The sequence below is a fragment of the Bowmanella denitrificans genome, assembly GCF_039522935.1.
Lineage (GTDB): Bacteria > Pseudomonadota > Gammaproteobacteria > Enterobacterales > Alteromonadaceae > Bowmanella > Bowmanella denitrificans.
In genome coordinates this window covers 295,116-308,836 of record NZ_BAAAEI010000031.1, presented here as the reverse complement: position 1 = coordinate 308,836, position 13,721 = coordinate 295,116, and the positions used below count along the sequence as shown (strand labels likewise).

At 50.0% G+C, this 13,721-nt stretch carries 14 protein-coding genes; 4 read left to right on the top strand and 10 right to left on the bottom strand.

Annotated features, from left to right (window positions below; translation table 11 throughout):
• The gene (gene rpe, locus ABD028_RS22655) at positions 1-678 is read right to left on the bottom strand and encodes a ribulose-phosphate 3-epimerase (RefSeq protein ID WP_343847609.1); all 678 of its coding nucleotides are present in this window, start codon (positions 676-678) and stop codon (positions 1-3) included.
• Between the two features lie 284 nt (positions 679-962).
• On the opposite strand from rpe, the gene ABD028_RS22650 reads away from it, so the two are divergent.
• From ABD028_RS22650 to ABD028_RS22640, 3 genes are all read left to right on the top strand, one after another.
• Complete coding sequence (locus ABD028_RS22650; protein ID WP_343847608.1) at positions 963-1,643, top strand: TorF family putative porin; 681 nt, start codon at positions 963-965, stop codon at positions 1,641-1,643.
• 185 nt (positions 1,644-1,828) lie between these two features.
• Positions 1,829-2,146 carry a hypothetical protein gene (locus ABD028_RS22645; protein ID WP_216362483.1) on the top strand — a complete coding sequence of 106 codons (318 nt, stop codon included), beginning with the start codon at positions 1,829-1,831 and terminating at the stop codon, positions 2,144-2,146.
• The gene (locus tag ABD028_RS22640) at positions 2,146-2,337 is read left to right on the top strand and encodes a DUF2970 domain-containing protein (RefSeq protein ID WP_343847607.1); all 192 of its coding nucleotides are present in this window, start codon (positions 2,146-2,148) and stop codon (positions 2,335-2,337) included. Before ABD028_RS22645 ends, ABD028_RS22640 begins: the two co-directional genes overlap by 1 nt.
• Here ABD028_RS22640 and ABD028_RS22635 read toward each other — a convergent pair.
• From ABD028_RS22635 to pilM, 9 genes are all read right to left on the bottom strand, one after another.
• Complete coding sequence (locus ABD028_RS22635; protein ID WP_343847606.1) at positions 2,254-3,144, bottom strand: Dam family site-specific DNA-(adenine-N6)-methyltransferase; 891 nt, start codon at positions 3,142-3,144, stop codon at positions 2,254-2,256. The genes ABD028_RS22640 and ABD028_RS22635 overlap by 84 nt on opposite strands.
• A 65-nt stretch (positions 3,145-3,209) precedes the next feature.
• Entirely contained in the window at positions 3,210-4,610 is a 1,401-nt protein-coding gene (locus ABD028_RS22630) for an SPOR domain-containing protein (RefSeq protein WP_343847605.1), read from the bottom strand.
• A gap of 9 nt (positions 4,611-4,619) precedes the next feature.
• Entirely contained in the window at positions 4,620-5,693 is a 1,074-nt protein-coding gene (gene aroB / locus ABD028_RS22625) for a 3-dehydroquinate synthase (protein WP_343847604.1), read from the bottom strand.
• Positions 5,694-5,719: 26 nt separating this feature from the next.
• A complete protein-coding gene (gene aroK, locus ABD028_RS22620) occupies positions 5,720-6,235 on the bottom strand; it encodes a shikimate kinase AroK (protein WP_102794256.1) in 516 nt (171 codons plus the stop codon).
• A gap of 210 nt (positions 6,236-6,445) precedes the next feature.
• On the bottom strand, positions 6,446-8,206 hold the full coding sequence (locus ABD028_RS22615) for a type IV pilus secretin PilQ (RefSeq protein WP_343847603.1): 1,761 nt from the start codon (positions 8,204-8,206) through the stop codon (positions 6,446-6,448).
• Entirely contained in the window at positions 8,199-8,738 is a 540-nt protein-coding gene (locus ABD028_RS22610; RefSeq protein ID WP_343847602.1) for a pilus assembly protein PilP, read from the bottom strand. The genes ABD028_RS22615 and ABD028_RS22610 overlap by 8 nt, the downstream gene beginning before the upstream one ends.
• Positions 8,735-9,343, bottom strand: a complete 609-nt coding sequence (locus ABD028_RS22605) for a type IV pilus inner membrane component PilO (protein ID WP_343847601.1) — start codon at positions 9,341-9,343, stop codon at positions 8,735-8,737. The genes ABD028_RS22610 and ABD028_RS22605 overlap by 4 nt, the downstream gene beginning before the upstream one ends.
• Complete coding sequence (locus ABD028_RS22600) at positions 9,340-9,930, bottom strand: PilN domain-containing protein (RefSeq protein ID WP_343847600.1); 591 nt, start codon at positions 9,928-9,930, stop codon at positions 9,340-9,342. The genes ABD028_RS22605 and ABD028_RS22600 overlap by 4 nt, the downstream gene beginning before the upstream one ends.
• Positions 9,918-10,988, bottom strand: a complete 1,071-nt coding sequence (pilM, locus tag ABD028_RS22595) for a type IV pilus assembly protein PilM (protein ID WP_343847599.1) — start codon at positions 10,986-10,988, stop codon at positions 9,918-9,920. The genes ABD028_RS22600 and pilM overlap by 13 nt, the downstream gene beginning before the upstream one ends.
• 132 nt (positions 10,989-11,120) lie before the next feature.
• Here pilM and ABD028_RS22590 point away from each other — a divergent pair, with 132 nt between their 5' ends.
• Positions 11,121-13,694 carry a penicillin-binding protein 1A gene (locus ABD028_RS22590; RefSeq protein WP_343847598.1) on the top strand — a complete coding sequence of 858 codons (2,574 nt, stop codon included), beginning with the start codon at positions 11,121-11,123 and terminating at the stop codon, positions 13,692-13,694.
• Positions 13,695-13,721 lie beyond the last annotated feature (27 nt).

The window sequence follows — 13,721 nt, the reverse complement described above, 5'->3', positions numbered from 1 at the left end:
TTACTCAATATTTGCCCTGGCCAGCTCCTGACGCATAGCGTCTATTACCTTGGCATAATCAGGCTGGTTAAATATGGCTGAACCGGCTACAAACATATCTGCCCCCGCTTCAGCAATGGCGCGAATATTATCGACTTTTACGCCGCCGTCAATTTCAACACGGATTTCACGACCACTAGCCTTGATTCGAGACTTTACTTCCCGCAGTTTATCCAGTACCGACGGAATAAAGCTTTGCCCGCCGAAACCTGGGTTGACTGACATCAGCAGCACATAATCCAGCTTGTCCAGCATATAGTCCAGATAATGCAGCGGTGTGGCCGGGTTTAGTACCAGGCCAGCTTTACAACCCGCCTGATGAATCAACTGCACACTTCGGTCAATATGCAATGAGGCCTCAGGATGAAAACTAATCATACTGGCCCCGGCATCGGCAAACATACCTATCAGGGTATCCACCGGCTGCACCATTAAGTGCACATCAATATCGGCGGTCACGCCATGTTTGCGCAGCGCACTGCAAATCATGGGGCCAAAGGTCAAATTGGGCACGTAGTGATTGTCCATCACATCAAAGTGCACCAGGTCGGCACCGGCGGCCAGCACCTTGTCGACCTCTTCCCCAAGCTTGGCAAAGTTGGCAGAAAGTATGGACGGTGCGATTAAGAATGGTTGCATGACAGATCCAGCTGATTGCAGTAACGCCTAAGATACAAAAAAAGCCGTCGGCTTGCACCAACAGCTGCACCTGCGCCCATTTATGGTGCAACGGGTATTTGCATGTCCTACGGTCTTGGTCTCCAGTTTCCGACCAACCATCCAAGTAACAAAAATTAATCAATAATAATCAATACCTTAAGAAGAAATTAATGGTCAGTGTGTTTTTCTGCACAGGGCGGCATCAAGCTTGCTCAGGTTTTCAACAGATAGACAGAGTCAACATCAAAAAACGGAGCACACACATGAAAACACACAACAAGTTGTCACTAATCACTGCCCTGTTGGGTTTGTCGCTGGCCAGCCCGGTATGCCTGGCTGAAGTCAGCGCGAATATCGGTGTCACCAGCAATTACCTGTGGCGTGGTGTCACACAAAGCTCTGATGGTCCGTCCATTTCTGGCGGTCTGGATTACAGCCATGAAAGTGGTTTCTACGCAGGCACCTGGGTCGGCTCTATCGATTGGGGCAATGGCAATGGCGTGGAAACAGACTGGTATGCCGGATACAGCGGTGAAGCTGGCGATTTTGGTTATGATGTGGGTTACATTTATTATGCTTACCCTGAAGAAGAATATGATGATTCCAACTTCGGTGAATTGTATTTCAACGGCTCATTCGGTGACCTGGGGTTTGGCCTGGCTTACACAGCCAATAGCGACGCCGATGACGACGCCCCTTTTGGCAAGGGCGATATGTATTATCATGTCAGTTATAGCTTTGCCCTGCCCGAAGACTTTTCATTGGGATTGACCTACGGCTACTACAGTTTCGACATTGACGAAGCCGTGCATGGTGATAAGGATTACGGACATTTTCAGTTAGATCTGAGTAAAGGGGATTTTACTTTTACCTTGTCCAAGGCAGATGAGGAGTCCGGCGATGACGATACTAAATTTGTGGTGAGTTGGGGAACCAGTTTCTAACTGAGGTACTCTTAGGTCAGCATAGTTTGCCAGCAGCTTGATTTTACCGATGTTGTTGGCCGTGCTGGCCTATTCCCAATTGTTGTCTAAAATTGCGACAAATGAACCACTCAATGGGATAAGGCTGGTTGTTCAAACTTTCTTCTGGCGTATAATGTCGGGAAGCAGATAGATTTGGATTTATCATGACCAGCAAAATCAGGATGATGTACTCAACCGCAGCGGGAGCCACGCTCCTGCTTATGGTGTTTATGGTGCCCGCCGCTCAGCAGGAGTACGTGCAGAGTTACGGCTCATGCAATTGTGATTCCGGTATTGAGCTGGATAACAGTTTGCCACTTAGTCATCCCACTAATCGCTGTGCCACCGGGCAACAGCAGGATGTCAGTTGGCTGTCCTGGCTTAAGGGCGGCAACCAATCAGTTCAGTTCCATTTTCTTGATTTACTTGAGCTGTTGTCCAGGCACGCAGAGCCAGGTAAAGATCAACGCACTGCCAGCTAATGAGCCAACCAAGCTGGACTCAGGTTTTGAAGAGCGTGGTAGCCAGTGCCTTTGGCGTGCAGAGTGCCAAGAACCGCCAACAAGACTTTGAAAGCAGCCCCAGCGTTTTACCCTACCTGATTGTCGGTGTTGTGTTTGTCGCGATATTTGTTGTCAGCCTGGCGGTGTTGGTCAACTGGCTGGTGAAATAAAGCCAGCAACTCATCCACTTTCTTGCGTTTATGCCCTTTCTGACTGATATAACGGCCCACCTTTAGCTCAGACAAACTTGCCTGGGCATAAATTTCCCTGGTGAGCTCTGTATCATGGTTGCTAATCAACACTGGCACACTGCTGCTTTGCATAGTCTGTAAGGCGTGTTGCGCCAAACTGCGCTGCTCAGCAAGAGGAAAGCCACTTCCCGCGTAACTGGTAAAATTGGCAGTACGGCTGATAGGCGCATAGGGCGGGTCGCAATAAATCACGTCACCTTCTGAGGCTAATGCAAATACTTCCGCAAAAGGCATGCAAACAAAAGTAGCGTATTGCGCTTTAGCGGCAAAAAAACGCAGTTCAGTCTCTGGAAAATAGGGCTGCTTGTATCGGCCAAAAGGCACATTGAACTTTCCGGATAGGTTATAGCGGCAAAGGCCGTTGTAACCATGGCGATTCAGATACAAAAACAGTAAGGAACGATAATAGCTGTCGTCACTTTGATTGAACTCGTCGCGCAACTGATAGTAGGTATCTGACTGATTGCCTGAGGCCCGAAAGAATTCACGCGCATCCTGAATATATTGGTCTGGTGTTTGTTGCAGAACTTTATAAAGATTAATCAGATCCGGATTAATGTCATTGAGCAAATATTCAGTGTAATGGGTGTTAAGAAATACCGAGCCGGCCCCGACAAAAGGCTCTATCAGCCGCTGTCCATCGGGCAAGCGACTACGGATCTCATTAACCAGTGCGTATTTGCCGCCTGCCCACTTCAAAAAGGCGCGACACTTCTTATTATCCATTCAGGCTGAAAGCTACGATACAAAGGCAGGATTGTAACTGAAAGCGCCGCTCAATTGGATTAAATTTATTGCGCTGCGGTGCGTTGAATTTCTTCCTGTACCTGCTTTGCCGTTTTGGCAAAGGGATTTTCCCTCTGCACAACCTGAGGCAATCCTGACACCGCAGCGCGGGCTAGTGCAAGGCTGGCAAACGACTCACCGGCCAACAACACATACCAGGGACCACCATAGCGAAGGGTTTGATATCGCCAGGTGCTCGGCGCCAGTTGATTGGCCTGAATAAAGCCATTTAACACAGTCACATCACTGGCAGCAGAAAGCTGCAAAAGGTAAGTGTCAGGGGGCAACGCCAGTAATTTTTCCTCATCCCAGGCAAAAGCTGACTGAGCCGGGACAGACCCGGCTTGGTCTGCAATCCGTGCAGATTCCATATCAGGCTGCTGCACGGGTGGCGCAACGACCTGAACAGGCTCTGTTAAGGATGCATCTGATTCGGGCTGAATGCCCGGCGGCTCTGATTCGACAGACTCCTCAGCAGGCTGCATCTTTTCAAGCTGGCTTTGCCAGTCACTGACCAACTCATCCGCCTGACTGCTTTTATCTGGCAATGTCTCAACAGCAGACACAGAGGCGAGCTGGATATCTTCTGCAACCGGAACATCAGTAGTTACAGAGTCTGATAATGCATCTGAAGTGGCTTGCTTATCCTTCTGAGCCTTATCAATTGGCGCACTGCTATCCTTAACAATTTGCGACGATTGCAGCCAAATGGAACTCAATGAATCCCGGTACAAAAACGCCATCAACCCGACAAAAGAAACAACAAATATCAGACTCAACGCGACTTTCATCCAACCAGATTGTAAAGCGCTACGCGCTTTTTCCATGGGTGGCGCATTTCTGGCCGCCAGCCTGGCATTAAAAGCCTTACGCTTTTCAGCAATCAGCCGGTCCAGTTCAGAGCCGCTGACACTTTCTAATCCGGCAAAGTCATGGGTTAACAAAACAGGTTGGCCGGGACCCGGTAATTTCTGTTGTGCATAGCTGGCCCAGTCATTACTGCCAACCAGTACCACACAAAACTGCTGTTCACTAAGCTGCTGAACTGTATTCCAAAGCTCCAGGATAAGTTCGACTGGCAGATGATTTGCACCAGTAATAAAAATCAGCACGGGTTGCGGATCCCGTTCCAGCAATTTCATCAAACTGTGGTTAAGAGGTCGACGGGCGTCTAGGCTGATATTGCCCATTAGCTGACTGGCCAGTTGCTGACGATAACTGGCAGCCTCTTTGCCGGCTGTGGCCTTAATGTAAGCCAAATTGCAGTCAGAGCCCTGGCTGGCCAGAAATTCTCCGGCAAAGGCCTGTTGGTGCCCCTCCCCCTCTGCAGCCAAAACAATCATACCCGACACGAAGCTGGTCAGGTGTGACAGTCTCTTATGTAAGTCCTGATATGCCTTATGCACAGCGCCTTCTTAGGAGGCGTCGAGCAATTGTTTAAGCAGCGCCTCGTCAACATCGTCAGTTACCACAGCACTGCCAATACTGGTTGGGATCACAAAACGGATACGGCTGGCCTGCACCTTTTTGTCATGACGCATATGCCGCATAAAATCTTCATAGCCCATGGTTTCCGGTGCCTGCACAGGTAAGTCAAAAAACACCAATAAATCACGAATACGACAAAGATCTGACGCCGACAACCAATTCTTGTGCTGTGCTACCTCAGAAGCAAGAACAATGCCCGTTGCAACAGCCTCACCATGTAACCAATTACCGTAACCCTGCTCAGCTTCGATAGCATGACCAAAAGTGTGGCCAAGGTTCAGTAATGCCCGCAATCCGCTCTCACGTTCATCTTTGGCAACAATTTCGGCCTTAATTTCACAACAGCGCCTGATGACTTGCTGCAATAAGTCCTGACGTTTGGCTTTAAGGCCTTGCTGATTGTTCTCCAGCCAGGCGAAAAACTCAGCATCATAAATAACGCCATACTTAATCACTTCGGCCATGCCAGCTGCGAACTCGCGGCCTGGCAGACTGCACAAGGTCATGGTGTCGATCACCACGGCCTGGGGCTGATAAAATGCACCAATCATATTCTTACCCAGAGGGTGATTGACTGCGGTTTTACCGCCGACCGAAGAATCAACCTGGGAAAGCAAGGTTGTTGGCACCTGAATAAAAGGAATACCACGCTGATAGCAGGCTGCTACAAAGCCGGTCAGATCGCCAATCACACCGCCGCCAAACGCGATCAGGGTCGTATCGCGGGCCGCCTGAATCTCCAGCAAACGGCTGCATACCGCTTCAAAACTCTGTAGTGATTTATATTGCTCGCCATCCGGCAGTACGATGGTTTCGACCTGCATACCGTCCAACAGCTCTCGCATCAGAGCACCGTACAGGACTTCGACCACCTGATTGGTGACCACCACCACTTTATCGGTTTTTAAATGCTGTTTAAGCACATCGGGCTGACGCAATAAGTTGGCGTCGATATAGATGGGGTAGCTACGCTCACCCAGTTCAACATTCAATTGGTTCATGAGCGTAGCCTCGCGGTAGGAAAGCGTTACAGTCCGATTTTCTCAATAATCTGGGTAGCCACAGCCCTGGCACTCTGGTCATCGGTTTGCACCACGTAATCGGCCACTTCTTCATACAGCGGGTTACGTTCGTCAGCCAGGTTGCGCAGTACCTTTTCTGGATCATTGTTTTGCAGCAGCGGACGACGTTTGTCACGCTGTGTGCGGGCAACCTGCTTGTCGATAGTAGTCTGCAGGTATACCACTATGCCCCTGGCCGCCAGACGGTTGCGAACATTTTTACTGATTACCGAGCCACCGCCTGTTGCCAGAACGATGCCCTGCTTTTCAGTTAGGTCATTAATGACGTCTTCTTCACGTTGACGGAAACCTTCTTCACCTTCGATATCAAATACCCAGGCAATATCGGCACCAGTACGGCGTTCGATTTCCTGATCAGAATCGAAGAATTCCAAGTGAAGTTCATCTGCAAGGTGTTTACCAATGGTGCTCTTACCGGCACCCATAGGTCCAACTAGAAAGATATTACGTTTTTCGGCCATCTCTGCTTATGTCACACAACTAAAATTGAAAATGGATAAACTCAACCCCCGGTCGAATTTCAGGGGCGGGATTATCTCAGTTAATTCGCCATTTATGCAAGTTTTGATCACCTTTTAGTCTCAGCCTATCTACAGATGGTCTGTTGCGATACAGCAAATAAAAGGTAGTAAAAAACGACTAAGGGAGGCAAGTGTGCCTCCCGATGCGGACTAGAGTTGCTCAGTCATAATTCGCGGCGTGACGAAAATCAGCAGTTCGCGCTTTTCATTAAAATCTCTGGAATTCTTAAACAAGTTGCCTACCAGCGGCAAATCTCCGAGTAATGGCACCTGGCTGACAGCTTTGATCAGATTCTGTTGAAAGATCCCGCCAAGCACTACGGTTTCGCCATTTTCCACCAGCACCTGAGTGGAAATCTCCTGGGTGTCGATGGCCACCGCAGGGCCCGTAGATGTTTGTACAGTGTCGCCGCGGGTATCCTGGGTGACAACCAAATCTAAAATAATCCTGTTGTCCGGCGTGATATGCGGTGTCACTTTTAAGCTAAGTACTGCCTTTTTAAACTCAACCGACGTAGCACCGCTGGATGTGGCCTGCACGTAAGGAATTTCCGTACCTTGCTCGATATAGGCTTCATGCTGGTTGGCCACGGTGATGCGCGGGCTGGCAATGATTTCGCCTTTGTTTTCCTGTTCAAGGGCTGACAGTTCAAGGTCCAATATGGTGCCATCGGCCAGCTTGGCGATATGAAAACCAATTCGGCCTGCCGATGTACCCGCCACCGGTAGATTAACGTTCAGTCGGTTGGCAAGAGCTGGGATCTGCCCACTGGCAATGGCCTGCGCCCCTTCAAGTGACCCCGATACACCATCGGTGTCCTGCTGATCACTGAACCCCCAGCGAACTCCCAACTGCTCGTCCACATTGTCCCTTACCGTTACCATGCGCGACTCAATCAGCACCTGTTTGATAGGGATATCCAGTTGCTTGACCATTATTTTGGCTTCTTCTATGTATTCCTGACTGTCGCGGATCAACAGCGAATTAGTACGATTGTCCACCGTAACGGTGCCACGAGCGCTGAGAATACCTCCTTCTCCAGACTTCAGAATAGTGGCCATCTCTGCGGCTTTTGCGTAATTAATTTGAATGGTTTCGGATTTTAATGGCGCAAGATCTGCCACTTGCTGCTGGGATTGCAATCGTTGGGTCTCTCTGGAGGCCAGTTCTTCTGCCGGAGCCACCAGCAGGATGTTGCCCTCCATACGCTTATCCAACCCCTTGATCTTGAGAATCATGCCAAGGGCCTGGTCCCAGGGAACATTATCCAGATTTATCGTGACATTACCGGACACGGTGTCGGTGGTAACCAGGTTGAAACCGTTAATTTGGGCAATCACCTGCAGAACCTGACGAACCGGTACATCCTGGAAATCCAGTGAAATTGGCGCGCCACTGTATTGCGTATCGGTCACTGTTTCTACCCTGGTGGTCTGCTTAGGCGGGTCAATTTCCACCACCAGGCTGGCGGCATTCTTCTGATGGCGGAACTGCATGTCACCTTCCACGGCAAATAGCACTTTGCTGCCTTTTTCACCCTGAAAGGTTTCCAACCATTGTACCGGCGTACCGAAATCTGTGACATCCAGCTTATACAGCAGGTCTTCTGCTAACTGACTGCCTGGTAACATCAATTCCAAACCGTCTTTGCCTTTCGCCAATGCAGCATCAAAGCCTTCCCGGTCAAATTGCATTTGTATCCGGGCTCCACCTGCCTGGCTGCGTTTAAAATCCAGCGCTGTTAACCTGTAAGGCAAGGCTTTATTGGCATCCGGGTCGACAAGCTGCATGTCCTGAGCCTGGGCCGAGATAGACTTGACGCCAAGCACGCCAGCCAGAACAACCAGCATACAAGGTAGTAACCGCCTACGCTTATTGAGTTTCTTGTTGAATATAAACCGCTCAGACATTCTTCTGTTCTCCTGCCGCTTCGGACACCGTCAGCGTGGCCTGTTTTTCCTGCCAGCATCCGGTGCCGTCGGGCAGCATTTCTGTGATAGTTACCTGACCTTCCCTGATGGATATAATACGTCCAAAAAACAGCCCCAGCCGATCCCCGGCTCTGGCTTTGTGTAAACTGCCATCATTGGCCTGGAACAGTGCCCAGGTATGCTGTTCACGGGTAAAAAAGCCCTTTATTGATAAGGCGTCAGTACCATAGTGCTCCAGCTGCTGTTTAGCCCTGGCAAAATCGGGTTGTAAGCAATTTGCCTTGGCTGTTTGCAAGGTTTCCGGGGTGATACCCGACAACCGTTGAAACGGACTGCGTATATCCGCCACTTGATACTGAAAGGGCGGGGTTTTGCTAAAGGTGGGATAAGGCTCAATATTCACTTGCGTGGTCTGTTTTACCTGTACCACGAATTCCTGCAAATCCTGCATATTGGGCTGACAACCCAGCAAGGTTGTGGCCACAGCCAAACTCAACAACCAGCGTTTCATTTACTGCCCCCTTGCAACCCAGTATTAGAAGTCCGGTAGGTCTTGGCTTGCAGGCTAAGCTTGAGGCTGCTCCCTTCCTGGCTCATATCAAAATCATGCACAGTCACAATACGCGGTAAACCTGCCACGTTAGCCAGAAATTGCCCAAACTCGTGATAACTGCCACTGACTTCCATCTGTATCGGCAATTCAGTGTAAAACTCTTTGGGAATTTCCTTTTGCCAATTCAGCAACTTGAAATTCAGGCCGGCAGAGGTGCCAACAAAGGTAATATCGTCCAGTAATCCCGGCGTTTCATTGCTGGTAGGCAGGGATTTAAGCATGGAAGAAAAGTCCTGCTGAATCCGGGTTAACTGTTCCTGATAGGCGTCCAGATTGACGGCAATACGATATTTGGCTTCAAAGGTTTGCTTCAGCTCAATTTCCTTTTGCTCGGCGCTGGTTAATACCGGCAACTTGTCATTCACCAGCATATAATAGCCCAGTACACTAACCAGTATGGCCACCACCAGGGCCACTACAGCCTTTACTTCAAATGGCCAGACTGCCACTTGTTCGAAGTCCAGTTCATTCATTTCCTTAAGTTTGTTGAAATCGAACTTCATTTCTTTTTACCTTCAGCCGTGCCAGTTGCCAGCAACTCAGGAGCAACACTGGGACTGATATTAAAGGTCAGCTTAAACTCACTTACTGCGTCAGATTTGCTGGTATCAGCAACAATGGACGACAAGTCACCATTGGTAAAGACTCTCGACTCTTCCAGACGACGCATAAATTCGGATAATCTATTGTTGGATTCGCTGATGCCAGTGACATCCATCCGATTGTTTTTGCGGCTCAGGGTAATAAATGACACCCCAGGTGGTAGTATTCTGGCCAGTTCATCCAAGACATGCGGCGCGGCATTGCGATTCGCCTGCAGTTGCTCTATCAGGGCCATGCGCTGCTCAACCTGTTTCTTTTGCTCTTTAATATCCTTAATCTTGGCGATTTGCCCATCCAGCACGGCAATTTGCTGATTCAGGAAGTCATTACGTTGTTGCTGGGCCGTGATCATATTGTCCACCACCGCACCAATCCCCCAAAACAATGCCAGTGCGCACAGCGCCACCATAGCCAGCGTCGCCACATATTCTTTCTTATGTTTCTGACGCTGAACTTCGCGCCAGGGCAAAAGGTTTATATGTGCCATGGGGTAAAACTCCTGTGCGCCAGACCGACGGCAATAGCCAACTGCGGCGCCAGCCGGTTCAATTCACTCTCCCCTTTGCTGTCTTTATTTTGCATAGTGTCAAAGGGATTAAAGATCTTCACTTCCATCGACAACTCCTGCTCCAGGTCAGTTGCAATACCCGGCAAATTGGCACCGCCACCACTGATCAGCAAGGTTTGCGGGCGCTGACGGCCGGTTGATGCCACGTACATTTGCAGGGAACGACTGATTTGCTGTTGCAGGTTAGCCAGAAACATCGCGCCATTTTGTTGCCGCCAGCCATCGGGCAGACTGTTGTCCATCAACTGGCGCTCGGCTTCGGCCAGTTCGATACCGTATACCAGCGCCAGATCGCGCACTAAGGTGTCCATACCAAAAGCATGTTCCTTACTGTAAATCACCTGACTGTTTTCTATCACTGTCAGTAACAGCTGGCTGGCTCCCAGGTTAATGCAACAAAGCGGCACATCTTCTTCCACTGCCGGGCCATACTGCAGCAGCGCTGTTCCCAATGCATAACCTTCCACATCGATCACTTTAGGTTCCAGTTCCAGCTCGCGCAGCAGTGTCACTCTGGAATCCAGCATATCCCGGTGTGCGGCACTAAGCAGCACGTCGACTTTGCCCTGGTGCAACTTGCTGGGCCCCAATTCTTCAAAATCCAGATAGACTTCATCAAGGGGGTATGGAATCAGGCTGTCGGCCTCAATTTCGATCTGAGTTTCCAGTTCGTGATCAGACTGGTCAGGGTCCATAAACACCACTTTTGTGATCACAGATGAGCCGGAGACTGCTGCCGCCACGGTTCTACATTTACTTTTCAGCGACATTTTAACTTTGCGTATGGCATTGCTGACCGCATCGAAATCTTTTATTTCCCGGTCGGCAAAGGCATTACCGGCAATGGACTCACAGGCATGAGCCACAATCTGCACCTGCCCCCCCACGCTGTTCAGCAACACGCCCTTAACCGAGCGCGTGCCTATATCTAACCCCAACATGGCAGGCATTTTTTTGCTGAACAGATTATTAAGCACGCGGGCTTCCTATTTTTGTTAAACTAGCCGAAACCATTATTCACTAAAATTAAATAGTTAATGGTTCTAATAACTGTACATAGGTATAAAATATAAGCCATTTCTTTGGAAATGCTCTGAAAGCATAAATTTGTGAAGTACCTCAAACCATTTATTTTATTTATCTGTTGCTCGGCGGTGTTGGGAGCTATCTCTTTGACAGCGCTATACTTTTACATCAAACCCGAGCTACCGAGTGTTGCCATTCTGAAGGATGTCAGGCTACAAACGCCGATGAAAATATATTCACAGGATGGTCAGTTGATCTCACAGTACGGGGTCAAACGTCGCATACCTTTGGAATTAAAAGACATACCTGAAGGTCTGAAGCAGGCCATTCTGGCTACCGAAGATTCGCGTTTTTATGAACATCCCGGCGTCGACCCCATCGGCGTAATGCGTGCTTTTGTCAATCTGGTGCTGACGGGTGAAAAGGGCCAGGGTGCCAGTACTATCACCATGCAGTTGGCCAGAAACTTCTTCCTGACCCGCGACAAAGCCTGGATGCGCAAGATTAAAGAAGCCTTTATTTCCTGGCATATCGAACAACTGCTGAGCAAGGATGAGATCCTCGAGCTGTATTTAAATAAAATTGAGCTGGGCCATCGCTCCTTTGGGGTCGGCGCCGCCGCTCAGGTTTACTTCGGTAAAGATATTCGCGACTTAAGCCTGGCCCAACTAGCCACGATTGCCGGACTGTTCCAGGCACCGTCGGTGTTAAACCCCATCAGTAACCCCAGCCGCTCAAGAGAGCGTCGCCGCGTGGTATTGGCGCGGATGTTGGACGAAGGCTATATCAACCGCGCAGAATTTGAGCAGGCTGCTAATGAAGATATCCAGGCCAAGAAGCATGGCGCTGAAATTGAGTTGGATGCACCGTACCTGGCCGACATGATTTATAGCGAGATGGTGGCACGCTACGGTAAGGAAGAAGCAGAAACCGGCGGCTACCAGGTTTATGCCACTGTACCATCCAACCTTCAGCGATTAGCTCAGCAGGCCACCATTCGCAACCTGCACGATTACGATGAACGACATGGCTACCGTGGTCCGCAACAACAGCTTTGGCAACATGATACCCAAGATCAGGAACAGGGCCAGAATCCTGCCTGGACAGAGGCGCAGATGCTGGAATTTTTAGCCACTCAGCCAAGCTTTAAGCCGCTGCAACCGGCCATTGTCACGGCAACAGAAGAACAACAGATCCGGGTATTTAACCAGCAGGGCCAATACCTGGACATCAGTTGGGATGGCTTAGCCTGGGCCAGACCTTTTGTCAGTGACACCAGTCAGGGCGATGAACCTAAAACCGCTGCCGACATTGTTAAGCCGGGCGCATTGGTATGGATACGGTTTAATCAGGAAACGGCTATCTGGCAATTGTCACAATTCCCCGATGCCAGCGGTGCTTTTGTGGCATTGGACCCAATCACCGGTGCGGTCAGAGCTATTGTTGGCGGCTATAGTTTTTACCAGAGCCAGTTCAACCGGGCTACGCAGGCCAAGCGCCAGGTGGGCTCTAATATTAAGCCCTTTGTGTACTCGGCCGCCCTGGATAATGGTTTTACTCTGGCCAGCATTATGAATGATGCGCCCATTAACCAATGGGACAGAAAGTCAGGCGTTGTGTGGCGGCCGAAAAACTCGCCAGAAGTGTATGACGGCCCCATTCGTATGCGGGTCGCCCTGGGCAAATCTAAGAACGTTGTATCGGTACGTTTGTTGCGTGGCGTAGGCATAGATAATGTCATTCAGCATATGGCCAAATTTGGTTTTAATCCCAACGACCTGCCCCGCGATGAGTCATTGTCCCTTGGCAGTGCATCCCTGACGCCAATGGAAGTGGTGACCGGCTTCTCGGTATTTGCCAATGGTGGCTTTTTGGTCACCCCCCATGTTATTGAGCGGATTGACGATGAGTTTGGGGAAACACTCTGGCAGGCTGCCCCTGTCGTTGCACCACCCGCTATTCTGCCAAGCGCACCGGTGCAGGACGCGTCTGTCACTGCTGCTGAGCAAACAGAGCAGCTTGAACCGCCTCCGCAACCTAATTATGCCCCGGCGGTAATTTCCCGCCAGAACGCTTTTCTAACCCGCGAAATGATGAGCACCGCCATCAGTGGTGGGGGCAATTGGTCTAAGAAGACCTACTGGCAGGGAACGGGCTGGCGAGCCAACAATTTGATGTCGCGGGATGATCTGGCTGGAAAAACCGGTACCACAAACGATTCCAAGGACACCTGGTTCAGTGGTATGGGAGGCAATCTGGTTGCTACTGCCTGGGTCGGTTTTGACGATATGAGTCGCTCACTGGGCCGTACCAGCCGCAACCAGTATCTTATCAACTTGAATCCGCAGAAGTTTAACTGGATGGGCAATGCCATGGTAGGTGGCGAAGACGGCGCCAGAGTGGCGCAACCCGCCTGGATCCGTTTTATGCGCGAAGCGTTGGAAGGTGTGCCAGAGAATTACCCACCGGTACCAGAGGGCATAGTCACTGTGCGCATAGACCGCACCAGCGGAAAACTCACCCAGCGCACCGATCATACGTCCAGATTCGAGTATTTCATTAAGGGCACCGAACCCACTCAATATGTGGATGATGAGGAATTTATCGATCCCTTTGAACAGGATACGCCGGTGCAGGAGAGTGAAGATATCTTCTAGGATCTGTTGACCTTCTGGGTATGGCAA

What these genes read in the sequence shown, in the direction of transcription:
- rpe (WP_343847609.1), bottom strand. Translation starts at nt 678, where the DNA reads ATGCAACCATTCTTAATCGCACCGTCCATACTTTCTGCCAACTTTGCC.
- ABD028_RS22650 (WP_343847608.1), top strand. Translation starts at nt 963, where the DNA reads ATGAAAACACACAACAAGTTGTCACTAATCACTGCCCTGTTGGGTTTG.
- ABD028_RS22645 (WP_216362483.1), top strand. Translation starts at nt 1,829, where the DNA reads ATGACCAGCAAAATCAGGATGATGTACTCAACCGCAGCGGGAGCCACG.
- ABD028_RS22640 (WP_343847607.1), top strand. Translation starts at nt 2,146, where the DNA reads ATGAGCCAACCAAGCTGGACTCAGGTTTTGAAGAGCGTGGTAGCCAGT.
- ABD028_RS22635 (WP_343847606.1), bottom strand. Translation starts at nt 3,144, where the DNA reads ATGGATAATAAGAAGTGTCGCGCCTTTTTGAAGTGGGCAGGCGGCAAA.
- aroB (WP_343847604.1), bottom strand. Translation starts at nt 5,693, where the DNA reads ATGAACCAATTGAATGTTGAACTGGGTGAGCGTAGCTACCCCATCTAT.
- aroK (WP_102794256.1), bottom strand. Translation starts at nt 6,235, where the DNA reads ATGGCCGAAAAACGTAATATCTTTCTAGTTGGACCTATGGGTGCCGGT.
- ABD028_RS22615 (WP_343847603.1), bottom strand. Translation starts at nt 8,206, where the DNA reads ATGTCTGAGCGGTTTATATTCAACAAGAAACTCAATAAGCGTAGGCGG.
- ABD028_RS22610 (WP_343847602.1), bottom strand. Translation starts at nt 8,738, where the DNA reads ATGAAACGCTGGTTGTTGAGTTTGGCTGTGGCCACAACCTTGCTGGGT.
- ABD028_RS22605 (WP_343847601.1), bottom strand. Translation starts at nt 9,343, where the DNA reads ATGAAGTTCGATTTCAACAAACTTAAGGAAATGAATGAACTGGACTTC.
- ABD028_RS22600 (WP_343847600.1), bottom strand. Translation starts at nt 9,930, where the DNA reads ATGGCACATATAAACCTTTTGCCCTGGCGCGAAGTTCAGCGTCAGAAA.